General features: G+C 70.6%; 15 protein-coding genes. 5 read left to right on the forward strand and 10 right to left on the reverse strand.

Annotated elements, in window-relative coordinates; genetic code table 11:
• Positions 1-14: 14 nt before the first annotated feature.
• Positions 15-1910, reverse strand: coding sequence for a propionate--CoA ligase (locus JNX00_RS13675; RefSeq protein ID WP_204742621.1), 1896 nt, complete (start codon positions 1908-1910; stop codon positions 15-17).
• Between the two features lie 180 nt (positions 1911-2090).
• Between JNX00_RS13675 and JNX00_RS13680 the strand changes: the two genes are divergently transcribed.
• From JNX00_RS13680 to JNX00_RS13690, 3 genes are read left to right on the forward strand one after another with little or no spacing between them, the layout of a single operon-like run.
• Entirely contained in the window at positions 2091-3419 is a 1329-nt protein-coding gene (locus tag JNX00_RS13680) for a glycosyltransferase (protein ID WP_204742622.1), read from the forward strand.
• Positions 3416-4102 carry a VTT domain-containing protein gene (locus tag JNX00_RS13685; protein WP_204742623.1) on the forward strand — a complete coding sequence of 229 codons (687 nt, stop codon included), beginning with the start codon at positions 3416-3418 and terminating at the stop codon, positions 4100-4102. Before JNX00_RS13680 ends, JNX00_RS13685 begins: the two co-directional genes overlap by 4 nt.
• On the forward strand, positions 4099-5832 hold the full coding sequence (locus tag JNX00_RS13690; protein WP_204742624.1) for a glycosyltransferase family 39 protein: 1734 nt from the start codon (positions 4099-4101) through the stop codon (positions 5830-5832). Before JNX00_RS13685 ends, JNX00_RS13690 begins: the two co-directional genes overlap by 4 nt.
• 66 nt (positions 5833-5898) lie before the next feature.
• On the opposite strand, the gene JNX00_RS13695 is transcribed toward JNX00_RS13690, so the two are convergent.
• Both JNX00_RS13695 and JNX00_RS13700 read right to left on the reverse strand, forming a co-directional pair.
• Positions 5899-6510, reverse strand: coding sequence for an isochorismatase family protein (locus JNX00_RS13695; RefSeq protein WP_204745068.1), 612 nt, complete (start codon positions 6508-6510; stop codon positions 5899-5901).
• Between the two features lie 17 nt (positions 6511-6527).
• Positions 6528-7256: a TetR/AcrR family transcriptional regulator gene (locus JNX00_RS13700; RefSeq protein ID WP_181936364.1), complete on the reverse strand. Its 729-nt coding sequence runs from the start codon at positions 7254-7256 to the stop codon at positions 6528-6530.
• Between the two features lie 137 nt (positions 7257-7393).
• On the opposite strand from JNX00_RS13700, the gene JNX00_RS13705 reads away from it, so the two are divergent.
• Together JNX00_RS13705 and JNX00_RS13710 are read left to right on the forward strand one after the other, a co-directional pair.
• Positions 7394-9001: a 4-hydroxyphenylacetate 3-hydroxylase N-terminal domain-containing protein gene (locus tag JNX00_RS13705; RefSeq protein WP_204742625.1), complete on the forward strand. Its 1608-nt coding sequence runs from the start codon at positions 7394-7396 to the stop codon at positions 8999-9001.
• 64 nt (positions 9002-9065) lie between these two features.
• Entirely contained in the window at positions 9066-9623 is a 558-nt protein-coding gene (locus tag JNX00_RS13710) for a C40 family peptidase (RefSeq protein ID WP_204742626.1), read from the forward strand.
• Positions 9624-9672: 49 nt separating this feature from the next.
• Here JNX00_RS13710 and JNX00_RS13715 read toward each other — a convergent pair whose 3' ends face one another.
• The 7 genes from JNX00_RS13715 to aceE form a co-directional block, all read right to left on the reverse strand.
• Positions 9673-10404: a 2OG-Fe(II) oxygenase gene (locus tag JNX00_RS13715; RefSeq protein ID WP_204742627.1), complete on the reverse strand. Its 732-nt coding sequence runs from the start codon at positions 10402-10404 to the stop codon at positions 9673-9675.
• The gene (ada, locus tag JNX00_RS13720) at positions 10404-11474 is read right to left on the reverse strand and encodes a bifunctional DNA-binding transcriptional regulator/O6-methylguanine-DNA methyltransferase Ada (protein WP_204742628.1); all 1071 of its coding nucleotides are present in this window, start codon (positions 11472-11474) and stop codon (positions 10404-10406) included. Before ada ends, JNX00_RS13715 begins: the two co-directional genes overlap by 1 nt.
• Before the next feature lie 2 nt (positions 11475-11476).
• Positions 11477-12121: a DNA oxidative demethylase AlkB gene (alkB, locus tag JNX00_RS13725; RefSeq protein ID WP_204742629.1), complete on the reverse strand. Its 645-nt coding sequence runs from the start codon at positions 12119-12121 to the stop codon at positions 11477-11479.
• 2 nt (positions 12122-12123) lie between these two features.
• Positions 12124-12837, reverse strand: a complete 714-nt coding sequence (locus JNX00_RS13730) for a 2OG-Fe(II) oxygenase (protein WP_204742630.1) — start codon at positions 12835-12837, stop codon at positions 12124-12126.
• A gap of 126 nt (positions 12838-12963) precedes the next feature.
• The gene (gene lpdA / locus JNX00_RS13735; RefSeq protein ID WP_204742631.1) at positions 12964-14808 is read right to left on the reverse strand and encodes a dihydrolipoyl dehydrogenase; all 1845 of its coding nucleotides are present in this window, start codon (positions 14806-14808) and stop codon (positions 12964-12966) included.
• Between the two features lie 10 nt (positions 14809-14818).
• Positions 14819-16489, reverse strand: coding sequence for a dihydrolipoyllysine-residue acetyltransferase (gene aceF, locus JNX00_RS13740; protein ID WP_204742632.1), 1671 nt, complete (start codon positions 16487-16489; stop codon positions 14819-14821).
• Between the two features lie 15 nt (positions 16490-16504).
• Entirely contained in the window at positions 16505-19228 is a 2724-nt protein-coding gene (gene aceE / locus JNX00_RS13745) for a pyruvate dehydrogenase (acetyl-transferring), homodimeric type (protein WP_070400017.1), read from the reverse strand.
• Positions 19229-19377: the final 149 nt, after the last annotated feature.

Raw genomic sequence — 19377 nt, forward strand, 5'->3', positions numbered from 1 at the left:
CGGCCGGGCGGTGGTCAGGCGGCGCCCACCAGGTCCTTGATCTGCTGCAGCGCGCCGGGGTCGTCCATGGTGGTCAGGTCGCCCGGGTCGCGGCCTTCGCACACGGCCTGGATCGCGCGGCGCAGCAGCTTGCCGCTGCGCGTCTTGGGCAGCAGCGAGACGAAACGCACCCGCGCCGGCCGCGCCACCGCGCCCAGCTGCGCGTCCACCAGCTTCATGATCTCGCCTTCCAGCCGGAGCTGGGCCTGGGCGTCGCCCAGCGCCGAGGCGTCCTTGGCCACCACGAAGGCCATGGCCACCTGGCCCTTGAGCGAATCGGCCACGCCCACCACCGCCACTTCGGCCACGTTGGCGTGGCTGGCGATGCTCTCCTCGATTTCGCGCGTGCCCAGGCGGTGGCCGGCGACGTTGATCACGTCGTCCGTGCGGCCCAGGATGTAGTAGTAGCCGTCCTGGTCGCGGATGCCCCAGTCGAAGGTCGAATAGACCAGCTGGCCCGGGATGCTCTTCCAGTAGGTGTTGACGAAGCGCGCATCGTCGCGCCACACCGTCTGCATGAAGCCCGGCGGCGTGGGGCCTTCGATCACCACCACGCCTTTCTGATCGGCGCCGGTCAGCTCCTCGCCGGTGGACTCGTGCAGCAGCTTCACGCGGTAGCCGTACATGGGCACGCCCGGGCTGCCGAATTTGCTGGGCTGCTTCTCCACGCCGTTGGCCACGGTCAGGATCGGCCAGCCCGACTCGGTCTGCCAGTAGTTGTCGATGATGGGCACGCCCAGGCCGTCGGCGATCCAGCGCGCCGTGGGTTCGTCCAGCGGCTCGCCGGCCAGGAACAGCGCCTTGAGGCTGGAGAGGTCGTATTGCTTGAGGTAGGCCGGGTCCTGCTTCTTGAGCACCCGCACCGCGGTGGGCGCGCTGAACATCACCGTGACCTTGTACTTCTCGACCAGCTTCCACCAGATGCCGCCGTCGGGGCGGATCGGCAGGCCCTCGTACATGATGGTCGCCATGCCCGCGATCAGCGGCCCGTAGACGATGTAGCTGTGGCCCACCACCCAGCCGATGTCGCTGGTGGAGAAATAGGTCTCGCCCGGCTGGCCCAGGAAGATGTGCCGGATGCTGGCCGCCAGCGCCACCGCGTAGCCGCCCACGTCGCGCTGCACGCCCTTGGGCTTGCCCGTGGTGCCGCTGGTGTAGATGGTGTAGCTGATGTCCGTGGCGTCGAGCCAGGTGCAAGGCACCTGCGCGTTCAGGTGCTGTTCGCGCAGGGCGGCGTAGTCGTGGTCGCGCCCGGCCACCCGCTCCATGGGCGCCAGGCCGCGGTCCACCAGCAGCACCGAGGCGGGCTTGTGCCGGGCCAGGGCGATGGCCTCGTCCAGCAGCGGCTTGTAGGGCACCACCTTGCCTCCGCGCGAGCCGGCGTCGGCGCTGACGATGGCCACCGGCGTGGCGTCGTCGATGCGGCTGGCCAGCGAATGGCTGGCGAAGCCGCCAAACACCACCGAGTGGATGGCGCCGATGCGCGCGCAGGCCAGCATGGCGAAGGCGGCCTCGGGAATCATGGGCATGTAGATGAGCACGCGGTCGCCCGGCTTCACGCCCTGGGCGAGCAGCACGGCGGCCATGCGCTGCACCTCGGCGTGCAGCGCCTCGAAGCTGTAGATCCGCTCCACGTCGGTCTCGGTGGACACGAAGATCAACGCGTTCTGCTGCGCGCGGTCCTTGAGGTGCCGGTCCACCGCGTTGTGGCAGAGGTTGGTGCGGCCGCCCTCGAACCAGCGCGTGAACGGCGGCTTGTCGTTGTTGCAGACGCGGGTGAAGGGCGTGTGCCAGTCGATCAGGCGGGCCTGCTCGGCCCAGAAGCCCTCGGGGTCCTCGACCGAGCGGCGGTGGAAATCGGCGTATCCCATGCGTGTCTCCTGGTGCGGCCGGCCCCGGCTGGCGACCGCTTCTGAATTCTTAATTATGGAGACCTGGCTTGCGTGGGGCTGACGGGAGTAACCCGCGCTGCCCGGGCCCGCGCCTAACGTCCGCTTAATCCTGCGCCGTTCTGATGCCGGCCGTGATCACCGCCCCCGCCAGGACGTGCCATGGACGCCATCAACCAGTGGCTGATGCCGCTGTGGAACCTCTCCCCTTCCGCTCCCGCCGCGCTGGTGCTGCTCGCGCGCGTCGCCAGCCAGTACCTCCCCTTGATCGCCTTTCTCTCGGTCGCCGTCCTGCTCAGCCTGGGCGAGCCCTGGCGGCGCACCGCCTGGCAAATGCTGCTGGCCATGGGCGCCGCCTGGCTGATCGCCAGGGGCTTGCACAGCCTGTGGCCGCAGGCGCGCCCGGCGGCGCTGGGCATCGGCACCCAGTGGCTGGAGCATGGCAATTCGCCGGCCTTCCCCAGCCGCCACGCCACCGTCGGCCTGGCCTTCGGGTTCGCCGGCCTGCTGGCCGCGCCCCGGCGCGCGGTCGGCGCGCTCTGCCTGCTCGCCGGCCTGCTCATCGCCTGGAGCCGCGTGGCCCTGGGCGTTCACTTTCCCCTGGATGTCATCGCGGGCGCGGCCATTGCCGCGGCCTGCGCCCTGGCCGTGCACCGGCTGTGGCCGTGGACGCCCGCCGACAGCGAGCCGCCGCCTTCCCCGATTTCCGTTTCCACCGACGCCGCCATGCCCTACCCCCCTGCCCTTGAAGTCTCCGTCCTGATACCGGCCAAGAACGAGGCCGGCAACATCGGCCCCCTGGTGCGGGAAATCGCCGCCGCCCTGGGCGCCGACTACGCGTTCGAGGTGGTGCTGGTCGACGACGGCAGCACCGACCACACCGGCGCGGAATTCCTGGAGCAATGCCGCCAGCGGGGTGTGCGCGGCCAGCTGCTGCGCCACGCCCGCAGCTGCGGCCAAAGCACCGCGCTGGCCACGGCGGCGCAGCACGCGCAGGGGCGCTACCTCGTCACCATCGACGGGGACGGCCAGAACGACCCCGCTGACATCCCCGCCCTGATCGCCGAAGCGCGCCGGCTGAGCGCGGCCGGCCCCGACTTCTGCATCGCCGGCTACCGGCGCAACCGCCGGGACACGCGCTGGAAGCGCCTGCAGTCGCGCATCGCCAATGGCGTGCGCCGGCGCGTGCTGGACGATGGCGTGCCCGACACCGGCTGCGGCCTCAAGCTGATCCCGCGGCAGACCTGGCAACGCCTGCCGTACTTCGACCACATGCACCGTTTCCTGCCCGCGCTCGTGCAGCGCATCGACGGGCGGATCGCCGTGGTGCCGGTCAACCACCGCCCGCGGCGCACCGGCGTGTCCAAGTACACCGCCTGGAACCGGGTGTGGGTCGGCATCGTCGACATGCTGGGCGTGCGCTGGCTGATGCTGCGCAGCCAGCACCCCACCCTGTCGTCCAAAGAGGTCGTTGGCGAGCCCACGCCGTGAAGACCGAGCTCCGCCTCTTCGCCAAGCCGCTGCTGCTCACCGCCGCGCTCAGCCTGGCCTTCGTGGCGTTGCATGAGGGCTGGCTGGGCGCCTTCACGGAGAAGGAGCTGCTGCACGCGCTGTTCCTCTACCACTGGGGCATCGCCTGGCCGGCCTTCGTGGCCATCGGCGTTGTCTACACGGCCCTGGGCGGCCCGCGCCAGGTGCTGGCCTTCAGCAGCGGCTACCTGCTCGGGGGATGGCAGGGCGCGCTGGTCAGCACGCTCATCACCGGACTCGGCGCCCTGTTGACCATGGTCGTGGCGCGCTACGCCGCCGGCGACTGGCTGCGCCGCCAGTACCCGCGGCGGGTCGAGGCGCTGCGCCAGCTCATGGCCGAGGACACCTGGAAGTGGGTCTGCATCCTGCGCCTGCTGCCGGTGGGCAGCAACCTGGCCACCAACATCGTCGCCGGGCTGTCGGGGCTGGACCTTCGGCCCATCGTCGTGGGCAGCCTGCTGGGCTACCTGCCGCAGATGCTGCTGTTCGCCTACGCGGGCTCGGGCCTGGCCCTGCACAACAGCGCGCACCTGTGGATCAGCCTGGCCACGCTGGCCGCCTCCACGGCGCTGGGCGTCTACCTGTACCGCCACGGCTTCAGGCAGCGCCTGGAGCGCCTGCGCGGCGAGGCCCAGCCGCAATGACCCACGCCGAGCGCCCCGCCGACGGCGGATGGGCCTGGCCCGTCGCGTTCATCCTGCTGGCCGCGCTCGTCGTGCTGGCGGCCGGCATCGGCCTGCGCTCGCCCTGGCCGGCCGACGAGCCGCGCTTCGCGCAGATCGCGCGCGAGATGGTCGAGTCCGGCCAGTGGCTGTTCCCGATGCGCGGCGGCGAGCCCTATCCCGACAAGCCGCCCGTCTTCATCTGGCTGGTGGCCCTGTTCTACCTGGCCACCGGCCAGCTGAAAGTGGCCTTCCTGCTGCCCAGCGCGCTGGCCGGGCTGGGCACCCTCTGGCTGGTGCACGACATCGGCCGCCGCCTCTGGGGACGCGACGTCGCCCGGTACGCGCTGCTCATTCTGCTGTTCACGCCCCAGTTCTTCATGCAGGCCAAATCGGCGCAGCTCGATGCGCTGGTGACGTTCTGGATCACCCTCGGTTGCTACGGCCTGCTGAGGCACTTTGTGCTGGGCCCGTCCTGGGGCTGGTACTGCGGGGCCTTCGCGGCCATGGCGCTGGGCATCATGACCAAGGGCGTGGGCTTCCTGCCGGTGCTCATGCTCATCCCCTTCGCGCTCTGGGGCTCGCGCACCGGCGCGGGGCCTTCGGGCAAAGTCTGGGGCGCCAGGAGTTGGCTGGGCCTGCTGGTGCTGCTGGGCACGCTGGCCCTGTGGCTGGGGCCCATGCTGTGGACGGTCGCGGCCTCCGGCAGCGATGCCCTGCGCGCCTACCGCGACAACATCCTGTTCCACCAGACCGCCGGCCGCTACGCCAACCCCTGGGGCCACATCAACGCCTGGCACTACCTGTTCACGGTGGCCATCCCTTCCGTCTGGCTGCCCTTGCTGGTGCTGATGCTCACGCAGTGGCGGCGCCTGGGCCGCCTGCTCAAGGAGGACAGCACCGCCCGCGTGCTTTTCACCTGGGCGCTGATGGTGCTGGTCTTCTTCTCGCTGAGCCGGGGCAAGCGGGTGGTCTACATCCTGCCGGCGCTGCCCATGCTCTGCCTGGTGGCGGGCGCGCTCTGGCGGCGGGCGCTGGACGACGGCGGCACGCGCACCTCGGCCCTGGCGCTGCGGGCGGTGGTGGTGCTGATGGGCCTGGGCCTGGCCGCGCTGGGCGCGGTGGCCTGGCTGCACCCCGCCCTGCTGGGGCCCAAGGTCGACGACTACGGCGACGTGCTGGCCGTCATCGCCCTGCCCGTGCTGGGCATGGGCGTGGGCGTGCTGGCCCTGGCCGCCGCCACCTGGCGCCGCGACGCGCTGGCCTCGCTGGCCGCCGTATCGCTGCTGTGCTGGTTCGCGCTGTCCTGCTGGGTCTGGCCCGCGATGGACGCCCACCGCACGCCCAAGGCCTTGATGCAAGCGCTCGAGCGCGCCGTGGACGCCCGGCACGAGGTCGGCCTGCTGCAGTTCAAGGAGCAGTTCCTGCTGTTCTCGCACCGGCCGCTGACCCATTTCAGTGTCCTGGCCCCGGTGGCCGAGCAAGAGCGCAACGCCTGGCGCTGGATGCAGGAAGACCCCAGCCGTGTCCTGCTGGTGCCCGATTCGCTGGACCTGGCCTGCTTCGACATGCACCGGCTGCGCGTGCTGGGCAATGCCCACCGGCAGGACTGGGGCCTGCTCGACGCCGGCGCCATGAAGCCCCGCTGCGAGTCCCCGCTCAAGGCCCTGCGCTACACTTGGCGCCCGCAGCGCCTGGACATCCTGGACTGAGCCCGCGCCGCCGGCCTGGCCCACCGGGCCAGGCGGCCCGCGCGCCAGTGCCCGACCGCGCGGGCCTTACTTGATCAGCCCCTGCACCGCCTTGAAGTCGGGGTGCTCGGCCGTGCGCAGCCACTCGAAGGCCACCATCTCGGTGGTCAGCAGTTCGGCCCCGGCACCGGCCAGGCGGTCGAAGGCGGCGTCGCGGTTGCGCTCGGTGCGCGAGCCGCAGGCGTCCGTCACAACCCAGACCTCGAACTCCTGCTCCAGCAGCTCCAGCGCGGTCTGCATGAGGCAGACGTGGGCCTCGCAGCCGGCGATGACGATGCTGGGCCGCTCGGCCTCGCGCGGCGTCTGGGCGCGTTCCTTCTGCAGGTGCTTGGGCAGGCTGCGCACGTTGCCGCCCTGCGGGCGCGCGGGCGGGCGCAGCCAGTCGGCCAGGCCGTCGGCCACGGCGCTGAAGTGCATCTTGGCCAGGGTGCGGCGGCACAGGGCACGCAGCTCGGGCGGGTTGGGGCCCAGCTTGTCGGGGTTCTGCTCGGTGCCCCAGGCGGGCACGTCCAGGGCCTGGGCCATCTGCGCCAGGCGCAGCGCGTTGGCCAGCACCAGCGGGCCTTCGTGGATGGCGGGCATGAGGCGGGACTGGTAGTCCACCAGCACCAGTTGGGAGTCGTCGGCGTCGAGCAGCATGGCGAGCGGGAAAAGGGTCAATCGGCGAACAGATCGCGTTGCGGCAGGGTGCGGCCGGGCGCGGCGGGGTCGAAGCGCTCGACCAGGCGGTCCACGTACTGCGCGAACAGCGCCTCCGCGGCCTGGCCGAACAGCCGGATGCGGCCGGTGTGCTTGAGCAGCAGCAGCCCCATGCCGTGGGCGAACAGGGCGGCATTCTCGCGCGCCGCGGCGTCGGGCGGCAGACCCAGGTCCTCCAGCGCCTGTTCGCAGGGGCGCAGGGCCTCCAGCAGGCGCTCGTTGAGCGCGCGGTCCAGCTCGTGCGTCAGGCCATGCGGGGCCAGGCCATTGACGAGGTAGAAGCCCAGGTCCAGGTCGCGCGGGTGGCTGGCGTAGAAGCCGAACCAGGCCTGGGCCTTGGCCGCCAGGGCCTGGCCCGGCTGGCCCTTGGGCGCGCGCGCGGCCTGCACCTCGGCCAGCAGGCGGTCCAGCGACTCGGCCAGGAGCGCGCCGTAGATGGCCTCCTTGCTGTCGAAGTAGCTGTAGAGCGCCCCGGCGGTATAGCCCGCCTCGCGCGCGATCTCGCGGATGCTGGCGCCCTCCACGCCCTTGTCGGCGAAGACGCGGCGCGCCGCGTCCAGCACATGGGCCCGCCGCGTGTCCGACATGGCCAGCTGCCGCTGCTGGCGCAACTCCAGCTGGCGCTGGGCCTCGGCCTGGTCGGCCGCGCTGGGCAAGGGACGAAGCTCGTCGAGGTGCACGTTCATGGCGCGCAGTGTAGCGAGGGAGGCGAACTTGGTTTTATTTCATGAACTCTTGTCAAAGAATTGAACACTGTTTAATCTTTTGATCGTCACTACCAAAATTCAACGGCAACAACGGCCCCCGAACAGGAGACAAACGCATGAACACCATGGCCCCCCCGCCAGCCCTGATGACCGGCGCCGACTACCGCGAGTCGCTGCGGCGCTACCGCCCTCGGGTGAGCGTGGACGGGCGCTGGGTGGACAGCGTGGCCGACGACCCGGCGCTGCGGCCCGGCATCAACGCCGTGGCCCTGACCTACGACTTCGCCCACCAGCCGAAGTACGCGCCGCTGATGACGGCCACGCAGCCCACCAGCGGGCGCACGGTGAACCGCATGACCCACCTGTCCACCAGCGCCGGCGACCTGCTGAACAAGCTGGAGGCGGTGCGGCTGATCTGCCAGGAAACCGGTTGCGCCCAGCGTTACCTCACCCACGACGCGCTGCACGCCATCGCCCAGCTCAGCGCCCGGCTGGACGACGCCAGCGGCGGGCGCGAACGTGGCGACCGCTTCCTGGCCTACCTGCACCGCGTGCAGGACCAGGACCTGACCCTGGGCGTGGCCATGACCGACGCCAAGGGCGACCGCAGCCGCCGCCCGCACCAGCAGGCCAACGCCGACACCTATGTGCACATCGTCGAGCGCAACGCCAAGGGCATCGTCATCAGCGGCACCAAGGCCATCGTCACGGGCGCGCCCTATATGCACGAACTGCTGGTCATGCCCTGCCGCAACATGGGCGAGGCCGACGCCGACTTCGCCGTCTGCTGCGCCGTGCCGGTGGACGCCGAAGGCCTGACCATCGTGGCCCGGCCCGCGGGCCGCCCCGGCGAACGGCTGGAGCACGGCGACGCCCTCTTCTCGCGCCGCTTCGGCCAGAGCACCGGCGTGTGCCTGTTCGATCGCGTCTTCGTGCCCTGGGAGCGCGTGTTCCTGGCTGGCGAGTGGGAACACTCCGGCCACCTCACCTACAGCTACGCCACCCACCACCGCCAGACCTGCATCGCCGCGCGCGCCGGCTTCGGCGACCTGCTGATCGGCGCCGGCGCGCTGATGTGCGAGGCCAACGGCTTCGACCCGGGTGCCGAAAGCCACCTGCGCGAACAGATGGTGGAGCTGATCACCATCGTGGAAGGCTTCTACGCCTGCGGCGTGGCGGCCAGCGTCTACGGACGGCGCGACGAACACGCCGAGGTCTTCATGCCCGACCCGGTGTTCGCCAACATCGGCAAGCTGCTGCTGGCCACCAAGATCTACGACATGCACCGCCTCGCGCACACCGTGAGCGGCGGCCTCATCGTCACCCTGCCCGGCCCCGACGAGGACCACAACCCCGAGACGGCGGGCCGGCTGTCCGACGTGCTGCGCGCCAGCCCGGACGTGCCCTACGAGCAGCGCATCCAGGCCGCGCGCTTCATCGAAGACCTCACCGCCGGCTACCAGGGCGGCTGGTACAGCGTCATCAGCCTGCACGGCGGCGGCTCGCCGGCCGCCATGAAACAGGAAATCTGGCGCCACTACCCGGTGGGCGACAAGGTCGACCTGGTGGAGCGCCTGCTCGAGCGCGGCCTGAGCGCCGATCCGGCGCGCGCCATCACGCGCAACCGCCAGCCCGGCCGCTGCTGCGACAGCGGCTGCACCCAACCCGGCCAGCCCATGATGGTGAGCTTGCCAACGAATACCAAAGCAACAAAATCGGCCTGAATCAAGCAGTTACAAGGCTTTTTTCAGTTGACGGGAGAGGTGGCAGCCACTACCCTCCACGCCCATGCGCCGCTGGCTCCCCTTCCTCCTCCTTGGCTGTTCGGCCGTGGCACAGGCCGCGCCGCCCAGCGGGAGCTGGGAAAACATGGAGTCCATGCTCGCCGACAAGGGCTTCATCAGCCGCCTGGGCGAGCAGGTGCATCAAGCCGGCACCACTGCCGGCCAGCAGGCCTCCAGCTTGGTGATCAACGCCCTGGCCTTCCTGGGCGTGCCCTACAAATGGGGCGGCAACTCCTTCGACACCGGCTTCGACTGCAGCGGCTTCGTGCGCGCCGTGTACGAGCAGTCCATGGGCAAGCTGCTGCCGCGCCGCTCCGACGAGCAGGCCGCCGCCACCCAGCCCATCGAGCGCAGCGAGCTGCAACCCGGCGACCTGGTGTTCTTCAACACCCTGCGCCGCTCCTTCAGCCACGTGGGCATCTACATCGGCGACGGCAAGTTCGTTCACTCGCCCCGCGCCGGCGCCCAGGTGCGGGTGGAAGACATGCGCGTGGCCTACTGGAACAAGCGCTTCAATGGCGCCCGCCGCGTGCCCGAAGGCGCCGGCCCCAGCCAGCCTTGAGACCGCGCGGGCCGCGGAGCGCTGAGGCGGGCGCCGCCCCCGCATGGCCTCAGGGAGCGGCGGGGAAGTCCAGCGCCAGACCGAGGCGCTCGCCTCGGCGCACGCGACCGATGGCGTGCCGCATCCGCACCCGGTAATGGCCCCGGCCGCCCTGGAACGGGCGCTGGTTCGTGGCGATGATGGCTGCGTCGCCCAGCCGCAGCGGCAGCACCAGCGGGCGCGACTGCATGCGCGGGCGCTGCTCGGTCATCACGAAGTCGCCGCCCTCGAAGTCCTGGCCGGGTTGCGACAGCAGCACGACGAGCCGCAGCGGGAACGCGGCGTCGCCCACCGGGCCCGGGTGCAGCAGCAGCTCGTCGCCGGCCCCGAGCCGGCTGAGGCAGCACGGCCACCGCACCGGCCCCGCCCGCCGCGGGTCCAACCGACGGCCGTCCAGCGCCGCCGGGTAGCGGCCATCGAGCCCCAGGGTCTCGTTCCACCGGTTGGCGATGCCCGCCAGGGGCCGGTAGAGCGCCGTGCGCCAGGCCGCCAGCGGCGCCGGCAGCGGCCCGTCGACGCCTAGCGCCTCGCCGCGCCCCAGGCCCAGGGCGGCCAGCGGCACGCGGGCGGTGGCCGAGGCGGCGAAGCGCCGCGCCAGGCCGCGCGCCGCCTCGCCGCCCAGCCAGCCGGGCAGCAGGGCGTGGCCCTCGCTGTCCAGCTGCGCCGCGAGGGAGGCCCAGTCGAGGTGCTCGACCGCCGCGTCGACGGGCGCGTCGATGGACACCGTGGCGCTCGGCCCCATCACGCCAGGGCCTCGCGGCGCAGCAGCTCGCGCTTGCGGTCCACGCCCCAGCGGTAGCCGGCCAGGTCGCCATCGCACCGCACCACGCGGTGGCAGGGAATGGCCACGGCCAGGCGGTTCGCGCCGCAGGCCTGCGCCACGGCGCGCACCGCCCGGGGCGAGCCGATGCGCTCGGCGATCTCCGCGTAGCTCGCGGTCGTGCCCGGCGGGATCTCGCGCAGGGCGCGCCAGACGCGCTCCTGGAAGGCCGTGCCCTGCACGTCCAATGGCAGCCGCAGGCCGATCGCGGGCGCTTCGATGAAGCCCACGACCTCGGCGATCCAGCGCTCAAAGGCGGCGTCGCCGCCGATGAGCCGGGCCCGGGGAAACTGGTCCTGCAGCTCGCGCACCAGCGCCTCCGGGTCGTCGCCCAGCAGGATGGAACAGATGCCGCGCTGGCTCTGGGCCACCAGGATCGCGCCCAGCGAGCACTGCCCCACCGCGAATCGGATCTGCGCCCCGGCGCCACCGGCCCGGTAGTCGCGCGCCCGCATGCCGAGCAACTGGTCGGCGGCCTCGTAGAAGCGGCTGTTGGAGTTGAAGCCCGCGCCGTAGATGGCGTCGGTGATGGACGCCTTGGGCGCGGCCAGTTCCTCGCGCAGCCGGCGGGCGCGGTAGGCCCAGCCATAGGCCTTGGGCGTCAGGCCCGTCTCGGCCTTGAACAGGCGGTGGAAGTGGAAGGGGCTCATGCCGAGCTCGGCCGCCAGGCCGTCCAGCGAGGGCGGCGTCTGCGCGGCCTCGATGAGCCGGCAGGCGCGCGCCACCCGCTCGGCCCGCGCGGCCGCCGCGCGGGTCTGGTCGCCCTGGGCGCGGCGGCTGGGTCGGTAGCCCGCCGCCTCGGCCGCGTCGGCCGAATCGAAGAAGGCCACGTTCTCGCGCCGGGGCCGCCGCGCCGCCGAGCTGGGCGGACCGTACACCCCGGTGGTGCGCACGGCATAGACGAAGTGCCCGTCGGCGGCGGCTTCCCGGGCCTGCACCGCGGCCCAGCGCTCGTCCTCGGTGCGGTAGGCGACGGTGATGCTGGCGTTCATGTTCATCCTGCCCGACGGAACGTGAGGTTGATGCGCTGCGGGCCCAGCACGGCGTGGGACCCGTCCTTGAGCGGTGACACGCCGTGGAAGCGCAGGCGATCGGCGCCGCCCCAGACCACCACGTCCCCGTGCCGCAGCGGCAACTTGAGCGTCGGGTCGGTGCGCGCCTGGCCGCCCCACAGAAACGTGGCCGGCAGGCCCAGCGAGACCGACACGATGGGCGCCGAATGGTCGCGCTCATCGCGGTCCTGATGCAGCGACAGCCGCGCGCCGGGCGCGTAGCGGTTGATCAGGCAGGCGTCGGGCGCGAAGCCCTCGAAGCCCGCCGCGGCCGCCGCCTCGTGGGCCAAGCCGGCGAAGGCGGGCGGCATGGCCGGCCAGGGCCTGCCGCGCTCGGGATCGATGGCGCTGTACCGGTAACCCCGGCGGTCGCTGGTCCAGCCCAGCTCGCCGGCATTCGTCATCGCCACCGACATGGTGAAACCGCCCGGCGTCACCAGGTGCCGGAACGGCGACACCGCCTCGATGGCCGCGATGGCGGCCAGCAGCTGCGGCACGCACGGCAGGGCGAAGCCGTGCAGCAGCCAGGCGCCGGGCCCCAGGCGCTGCTGGCGCTCGCCCGGCTCGAACAGATCCAGCGTTTCCATGCTCAACCCGCGTCGTGGAAGATGAGGCCCACCGTGTGCCGCAGGCCAGCGTGGACGCGGCTGACGCCGTGCCGCATGGCCAGCCGGCGCACGCCGCGCCGGCCCGTGGCCGGCCGTTGATGGACGGTGAACACCACCGCGTCGCCCTGGTCCAGCGGGACCACCTCCGCGCGCTGGCCCTCGCCCGATCGCTCGGTCATGACGAATTCGCCGCCCTCGAAGTCCCGGCCGGGCCGCGACAGCAGGATGGCCACCTGCAGCGGGAAGACCAGCTCGCCGTACAGGTCCTGGTGCAGGCAGTTGTGGTCGCCCTCGCCATACCGCAGGATCAGTGGTGTCGGCCGCGTCTGGCCGGCCCCGTGGCAGCGCCGCAGAAAGCTGTCCAGCCCGTCCGGGTAGCGCGTGGCCAGGCCCAGCTGCTGGCTCCAGCGGTTGGCGATGGGGGCCAGCCGGGGATACAGGGCGTGGCGCAGTTCGTGCAGCAGCGGCGGCAGCGGGTACGCGAAGTACTTGTACTCGCCACGCCCGAAGCCGTGCCGCGCCATGACCACCCGCGAGCGGAAGCCTTCCTGGCGCGGATAAAGCGCCGCGAGGGCCTCGCATTGCGCCGCCGTGAGCAGGCCGGGCAGCACGGCGTGGCCATGGGCGTCGAGCGACGCTTCGATGCCCCCCCAGTCGTGGGGCGCGGCGGTGTCCTGGCAGATGGCGCTTGGCATGGGGTCCAGTGTAGGAAGCCCCGCCGGCCAGAACACTCCGCTCCTTGCGCTTGAATTGCCCTGCCCCAAAAAAAGCCCCCGGCCGTTGAACCGCCGGGGGCTTTTTGTCGCTCGGAGCGAGCCGGCTCAGCGCCGCTGCGGGGGGACGTCCGTGCAGCTGCCGTGCGCCACCTCGGCCGCCAGGCCCATGCTCTCGCCCAGCGTGGGGTGCGGGTGGATGGTCTTGCCGATGTCCACCGCGTCGGCGCCCATCTCGATGGCCAGCGCGATCTCGCCGATCATGTCGCCCGCGTGCGTGCCGACGATGCCGCCGCCCAGGATGCGGCCGTGGCCGTGCGCCTCGGGCGAGTCGTCGAACAGCAGCTTGGTGAAGCCCTCGTCGCGGCCGTTGGCGATGGCGCGGCCCGATGCGGTCCAGGGGAACAGGCCCTTCTTGACCTTGATGCCCTGCGCCTTGGCCTGGTCTTCGGTGAGGCCCACCCAGGCCACCTCGGGGTCGGTGTAGGCCACGCTGGGGATGACGCGCGCATTGAAGGCGGCGGCGGCCAGGTCGGCCTTGCCCTGCAGCTCGCCCGCGATCACCTCGGCCGCCACATGGCCCTCGTGCACCGCCTTGTGCGCCAGCATGGGCTGGCCCACGATGTCGCCGATGGCGAAGATGTGCGGCACGTTGGTGCGCATCTGGATGTCGACGTCGATGAAGCCGCGCTCGGTGACGGCCACGCCGGCCGCGTCGGCGCCGATCTTCTTGCCGTTGGGGCTGCGGCCCACGGCCTGCAGCACCAAGTCGTAGGTCTGCGGCGCGGGCGCGTTCTCGCCCTCGAAGCTCACCTCGATGCCCGCCGGCGTGGCCTTGGCCGCCACCGTCTTGGTCTTGAGCAGGATGTTGTCGAAGCGCGGCGCGTTCATCTTCTGCCAGACCTTCACCAGGTCGCGGTCGGCGCCCTGCATCAGGCCGTCGAGCATCTCCACCACGTCCAGGCGCGCGCCCAGGGTGCTGTAGACGGTGCCCATCTCCAGGCCGATGATGCCGCCGCCCAGGATCAGCATGCGCTTGGGCACGCCGGCCAGGGCCAGCGCGCCGGTGCTGTCGACCACGCGCGGGTCCTCGGGCATGAAGGGCAGGCGCACGGCCTGCGAGCCGGCCGCGATGATGGCCTTCTTGAAGGCCACCACCTGATTGCTCCCGGTCTTGTTCTGGCCAGCGCCCTCGGTGAGCTCCACGCCCAGGTGGTTGGGGCCGACGAAGCTGCCATAACCGCGCAGCACGGTGACCTTGCGCATCTTCGCCATGGACGATAGGCCGCCGGTGAGCTTGCCGATCACCTTTTCCTTGTGGCCGCGCAGCTTCTCGATGTTGACCACGGGGCGGCCGTACTCGATGCCGTAGCCGGCCAAGTGGTTCACCTCATCCATGACGGCGGCCACGTGCAGCAGCGCCTTGGAGGGGATGCAGCCCACGTTGAGGCAGACGCCGCCCAGCGTGGCGTAGCGCTCCACCAGCACCACCTTCAGGCCGAGGTCGGCCGCGCGGAAGGCGGCCGAGTAGCCGCCGGGGCCGCCGCCCAGCACGACGACGTCGCACGCCAGGTCGGCGGCACCGGCGTAAGCCGGGGCGGCGGGCGTGGCCGCGCGCGGGGCCGGCGCGGGACTGGCCGCGGCGGGTGCGGGTGCGGGTGCGGGTGCGGGTGCGGGTGCGGGCGACGCCGCGGGCGCCGGCGCGCTGGCCGCGCCCTCGCCGTCGATCACCGCGAGCAGGTCGCCGATGTTCACCTTGTCGCCGACCTTGACCTTGAGCTCCTTGAGCACGCCCGCCTGCGAGGACGGGATCTCCATCGAGGCCTTGTCGCTCTCCACGGTGATGAGCGATTGCTCGAGTTTGATGGTGTCGCCGGGTTTCACCAGCACCTCGATGACCGCGACGTCCTTGAAGTCGCCGATGTCGGGGACCTTGATGTCCATGAGAGGCATGTCGGTCTCCTTACAGCAGCACGCGGCGGAAGTCCGCCAGCACCTGGCCGAGGTACGCGTTGAAACGCGCGGCGGACGCGCCGTCGATGACGCGGTGGTCGTAGGACAGCGACAGCGGCAGCGTCAGGCGCGGCACGAACTGCTGGCCGTCCCACACCGGCTTCATCTGGCTCTTGGACAGGCCGAGGATGGCCACCTCCGGCGCGTTGATGATGGGCGTGAAGTGCGTGCCGCCAATGCCGCCGAGCGAGCTGATGGAGAAGCAGCCGCCGCTCATGTCGGCCGGGCCCATCTTGCCGTCGCGCGCCTTCTTGGCCAGATCGCCCATTTCCTGGCTGATCTGCAGGACGCCCTTCTTGTCGGCGTCCCTCAGCACGGGCACCACCAGGCCATTGGGCGTGTCGGCCGCGAAGCCGATGTGGAAGTACTGCTTGTAGACCAGGGTGTCGCCGTCGAGGCTGGCGTTGAACTCGGGGAATTTCTTCAGCGCCGAGACCACCGCCTTGATCACGAAGGCCAGCATGGTGACCTTCACGCCGGACTTCTCGTTCTCCTTGTTGGTGGCCACGCGGAAGGCCTCCAGTTCGGTGATGTCCGCCTCGTCGTTGTTGGTGACGTGCGGGATCATCACCCAGTTGCGGTGCAGGTTGGCGCCGCTGATCTTCTTGATGCGCGAGAGGTCCTTGCGCTCGACCGGGCCAAACTTGGTGAAGTCGACCTTGGGCCAAGGCAGCAGGTCCATGCCCATGCCGCCGCCACCGGCCGGGGCCTTAGCGGCCTGGGCCTGCGTCTGCGCGCTGCCCGCCATCACGGCCTTGGTGAAGTTCTGCACGTCCTCCAGCGTGATGCGGCCCTTGGGGCCGTTGCCCTTGACCTCGGCCAGCGGCACGCCCAGCTCGCGCGCGAACTTGCGCACCGAGGGCGAGGCGTGCGGCAGGCCCACGGGCGGCACGGTGGGGTTGTGCGCGGGGGCCTGGGCCGGCGCGGCCGAGGGCGCCGCCGCGGCGGGCGCCGGGCTGGACGCCTGGGCCGGGGCGGGAGCGGTGGCGGCCGGGGCGGGGGCCGGCGCCTGCGCGGGCGCGCCCGTGGCGGCCGCCCCTTCCAGCACCGCGATCAGGTCGCCGATGTTGAGCTTGTCGCCCACCTGGACCTTGAGTTCCTTGAGCACGCCAGCCGACGACGAGGGAATCTCCATCGAGGCCTTGTCGCTCTCCACGGTGATGAGCGACTGCTCGACCTTGACCGCGTCGCCGGGTTTGACCAGCACCTCGATCACCGCGACGTCCTTGAAGTCGCCGATGTCGGGCACGCGCACCTCGACCGGGCCGGCAGGTGCCGCTGCGGCGGGTGATGGAGCCGGCGGCTGCGCGGGCGAGGCAGCGGGCGCCGGTGCGGCTGCGGCGGGCGCCGGTGCAGCGGCAGCAGGCGCCGGTGCGGCGGCAGCGTCGGCCTCCAGCACGACCACCACCGAGCCCTGCTTCACCTTGTCGCCGAGCTGGACCTTCAGCTCCTTCACCACCCCCGCGTGCGAGGACGGGATCTCCATCGAGGCCTTGTCGCTCTCCACGGTGATGAGCGACTGCTCGGCCTTCACGGTGTCGCCGGGCTTGACCAGCAGCTCGATCACCGCCACTTCGTCGAAATCCCCGATGTCCGGGACCTTCACTTCAATGCTTGCCATGTCGGTCTCCGGTGCTCAGGCGTGGAGCGGGTTGATCTTGTCGGCCTTGATGCCGTATTTCTGGATCGCCTCGGCCACCTTGGCCGCCGGCAGCTTGCCCTCGTCGGCCAGCGCCTTCAGCGCGGCCAGCACGATGTAGTGGCGGTTCACCTCGAAGTGCTCGCGCAGCTTGCTGCGGAAGTCGCTGCGGCCGAAGCCGTCGGTGCCCAGCACCTTGTAGGTGCGGTCCTTGGGCACGAAGGGACGGATCTGCTCCGCGTAGTTCTTCATGTAGTCGGTGGAGGCGATCACCGGGCCCGTGGTCTTGGCCAGTTGCTCGGTCACGAAGGCCGTGCGCGGCTTCTCGGTGGGGTGCAGCAGGTTCCAGCGCTCCACGTCCTGGCCGTCGCGCGTCAGCTCGTTGAAGCTCGGGCAGCTCCAGATGCCAGCGGCCACGCCCCAGTCCTTCTCCAGCAGCTCCTGCGCGGCGAACGCCTCGCGCAGGATGGTGCCGCTGCCCAGCAGCTGCACCGTGGGCGCGTCCTTCTTGAGCGCGGGCGCCTGCTTGCACAGGTACATGCCCTTGATGATCTGCTCCTCGGTGCCGGGCTGAAGGCCGGGCATGGGGTAGTTCTCGTTGAGCAGCGTGAGGTAATAGAAGACGTTCTCCTGGCGCTCCACCATGCGCTTGAGACCGTGGTGCATGATCACCGCCACCTCGTGCGCGAAGGTCGGGTCGTAGCTCACGCAGTTGGGAATGGTGCCCGCCATGATGTGACTGTGGCCGTCCTCGTGCTGCAGGCCTTCGCCGTTGAGCGTGGTGCGCCCCGAGGTGCCGCCCAGCAGGAAGCCGCGGGCCTGCATGTCGCCCGCCGCCCAGGCCAGGTCGCCGATGCGCTGGAAACCGAACATCGAGTAGTACACGTAGAACGGCACCATGATGCGGTTGTTCGTCGAGTACGAGGTGGCCGCGGCGATCCAGCTGGCCATGCCGCCGGCTTCGTTGATGCCTTCCTGCAGGATCTGGCCCGCCTTGTCTTCCTTGTAGTACATGACCTGGTCTTTATCGACCGGGGTGTACAGCTGGCCCTTGGGGTTGTAGATGCCGATCTGGCGGAACAGGCCTTCCATGCCGAAGGTGCGCGCCTCGTCCACCAGGATGGGCACCACGCGCGGGCCCAGCGCCTGGTCGCGCAGCAGTTGCGTCAGGAAACGCACATAGGCCTGGGTGGTGCTGATCTCGCGGCCCTCGGCCGTGGGTTCCAGCACCGCCTTGAAGGTCTCCAGCGCCGGCACGGTGAAGCTCTCGCTGCTCTTGGCGCGGCGGTGCGGCAGGTAGCCGCCCAGGGCCTTGCGGCGGTCGTGCAGGTACTTCATCTCCGGCGTGTCGTCGGCCGGCTTGTAGAACGGGATCTTGGGCAGCTCGCTGTCCGGGATCGGGATGTTGAAGCGGTCGCGCATGTAGCGGATGTCATCGTCCGACAGCTTCTTGGTCTGGTGGGCGGTGTTCTTGCCCTCGCCGGCCTTGCCCATGCCATAGCCCTTGACCGTCTTGACCAGCAGCACCGTGGGCTGGCCCTCGTGGTGGAAGGCACGGTGGAAGGCGGCGTACACCTTCTGGGCATCGTGGCCACCGCGGCGCAGCGCCCAGATGTCGTCGTCGCTCATCTTGGACACCAGCTCCAGCGTGCGCGGGTCGCGGCCGAAGAAGTTCTTGCGCACGAAGGCGCCGTCGTTGGCCTTGAAGGCCTGGTAGTCGCCGTCCAGCGTGTCCATCATGACCTTGCGCAGCGCGCCGTCCTTGTCGCGTGCCAGCAGGGCGTCCCACTCGCTGCCCCACAGCAGCTTGATGACGTTCCAGCCCGAGCCGCGGAACTCGCCTTCCAGCTCCTGGATGATCTTGCCGTTGCCGCGCACCGGGCCGTCCAGGCGCTGCAGGTTGCAGTTGACGACGAACACCAGGTTGTCGAGCTTTTCGCGCGCCGCCAGGCCGATGGCGCCCAGGCTCTCGGGCTCGTCCATCTCGCCGTCGCCACAGAACACCCAGACCTTGCGCTGGGAGGTGTCGGCGATGCCGCGCGCGTGCAGGTACTTGAGGAAACGCGCCTGGTAGATCGCCATGAGCGGCCCCAGGCCCATGGACACGGTGGGGAACTGCCAGAACCCGGGCATGAGCTTGGGGTGCGGGTAGCTGGACAGGCCCTTGCCGTCCACCTCCTGGCGGAAATTGAGCAGGTGCTCCTCGCTCAGGCGGCCTTCCATGAAGGCGCGGGCGTAGATGCCGGGCGCGCTGTGGCCCTGGATGTAGAGCAGGTCGCCGCCGTGCTTGCCGCCGTTGTCGGTGTCGTCGGCGTGCCAGAAGTGGTTGAAGCCGACCGCGAACATGTGCGCGAGCGACTGGAAAGAGCTGATGTGGCCACCCAGGTCGCCGCCGTCGGCCGGGTCCAGGCGGTTGGCCTTCACGACCATGGCCATGGCGTTCCAGCGCATGTAGGCGCGCAGCCGGCCTTCAAGCTCCAGATTGCCCGGATTGCGGGCCTCTTCGCCGGGCTCGATGGTGTTGACGTAGCCCGTGGTGGCCGAGAACGGCATGTTCACGCTGTGCTGGCGGGCTTCTTCGAGGAGCTGCTCCAGCAGGAAGTGCGCGCGCTCGGGACCTTCTTTCTCGATGACGGCGGCCAGCGCCTCCATCCATTCCCGCGTCTCCTGGACGTCGTGGTCCACGGCGCCCGCGCCGCTGTTCGTGTCGTTCGCTGACATCGCTGTCTCCTGATGTATGAAGGCGAGCTTACGGAGCCCGTTCGGTGAAGTCTTGGATTCTTCCACAGCGGCCTGGGCATTTCAATATGCGCCTATTGATTTCTTTATGTGAAATTTCAGATGGGGGCCGGCCATGAAACCATTTCCCC

It is taken from the genome of Hydrogenophaga sp. YM1, assembly GCF_016903055.1.
In the GTDB taxonomy this organism is placed as follows: domain Bacteria; phylum Pseudomonadota; class Gammaproteobacteria; order Burkholderiales; family Burkholderiaceae_C; genus Hydrogenophaga; species Hydrogenophaga borbori.

What these genes read in the sequence shown, in the direction of transcription:
- aceE (WP_070400017.1), bottom strand. Translation starts at nt 19,228, where the DNA reads ATGTCAGCGAACGACACGAACAGCGGCGCGGGCGCCGTGGACCACGAC.
- JNX00_RS13695 (WP_204745068.1), bottom strand. Translation starts at nt 6,510, where the DNA reads ATGCTGCTCGACGCCGACGACTCCCAACTGGTGCTGGTGGACTACCAG.
- JNX00_RS13690 (WP_204742624.1), top strand. Translation starts at nt 4,099, where the DNA reads ATGACCCACGCCGAGCGCCCCGCCGACGGCGGATGGGCCTGGCCCGTC.
- JNX00_RS13715 (WP_204742627.1), bottom strand. Translation starts at nt 10,404, where the DNA reads ATGGGGCCGAGCGCCACGGTGTCCATCGACGCGCCCGTCGACGCGGCG.
- JNX00_RS13700 (WP_181936364.1), bottom strand. Translation starts at nt 7,256, where the DNA reads ATGAACGTGCACCTCGACGAGCTTCGTCCCTTGCCCAGCGCGGCCGAC.
- JNX00_RS13680 (WP_204742622.1), top strand. Translation starts at nt 2,091, where the DNA reads ATGGACGCCATCAACCAGTGGCTGATGCCGCTGTGGAACCTCTCCCCT.
- alkB (WP_204742629.1), bottom strand. Translation starts at nt 12,121, where the DNA reads ATGGAAACGCTGGATCTGTTCGAGCCGGGCGAGCGCCAGCAGCGCCTG.
- JNX00_RS13675 (WP_204742621.1), bottom strand. Translation starts at nt 1,910, where the DNA reads ATGGGATACGCCGATTTCCACCGCCGCTCGGTCGAGGACCCCGAGGGC.
- aceF (WP_204742632.1), bottom strand. Translation starts at nt 16,489, where the DNA reads ATGGCAAGCATTGAAGTGAAGGTCCCGGACATCGGGGATTTCGACGAA.
- JNX00_RS13710 (WP_204742626.1), top strand. Translation starts at nt 9,066, where the DNA reads ATGCGCCGCTGGCTCCCCTTCCTCCTCCTTGGCTGTTCGGCCGTGGCA.
- lpdA (WP_204742631.1), bottom strand. Translation starts at nt 14,808, where the DNA reads ATGCCTCTCATGGACATCAAGGTCCCCGACATCGGCGACTTCAAGGAC.
- ada (WP_204742628.1), bottom strand. Translation starts at nt 11,474, where the DNA reads ATGAACGCCAGCATCACCGTCGCCTACCGCACCGAGGACGAGCGCTGG.
- JNX00_RS13730 (WP_204742630.1), bottom strand. Translation starts at nt 12,837, where the DNA reads ATGCCAAGCGCCATCTGCCAGGACACCGCCGCGCCCCACGACTGGGGG.
- JNX00_RS13705 (WP_204742625.1), top strand. Translation starts at nt 7,394, where the DNA reads ATGAACACCATGGCCCCCCCGCCAGCCCTGATGACCGGCGCCGACTAC.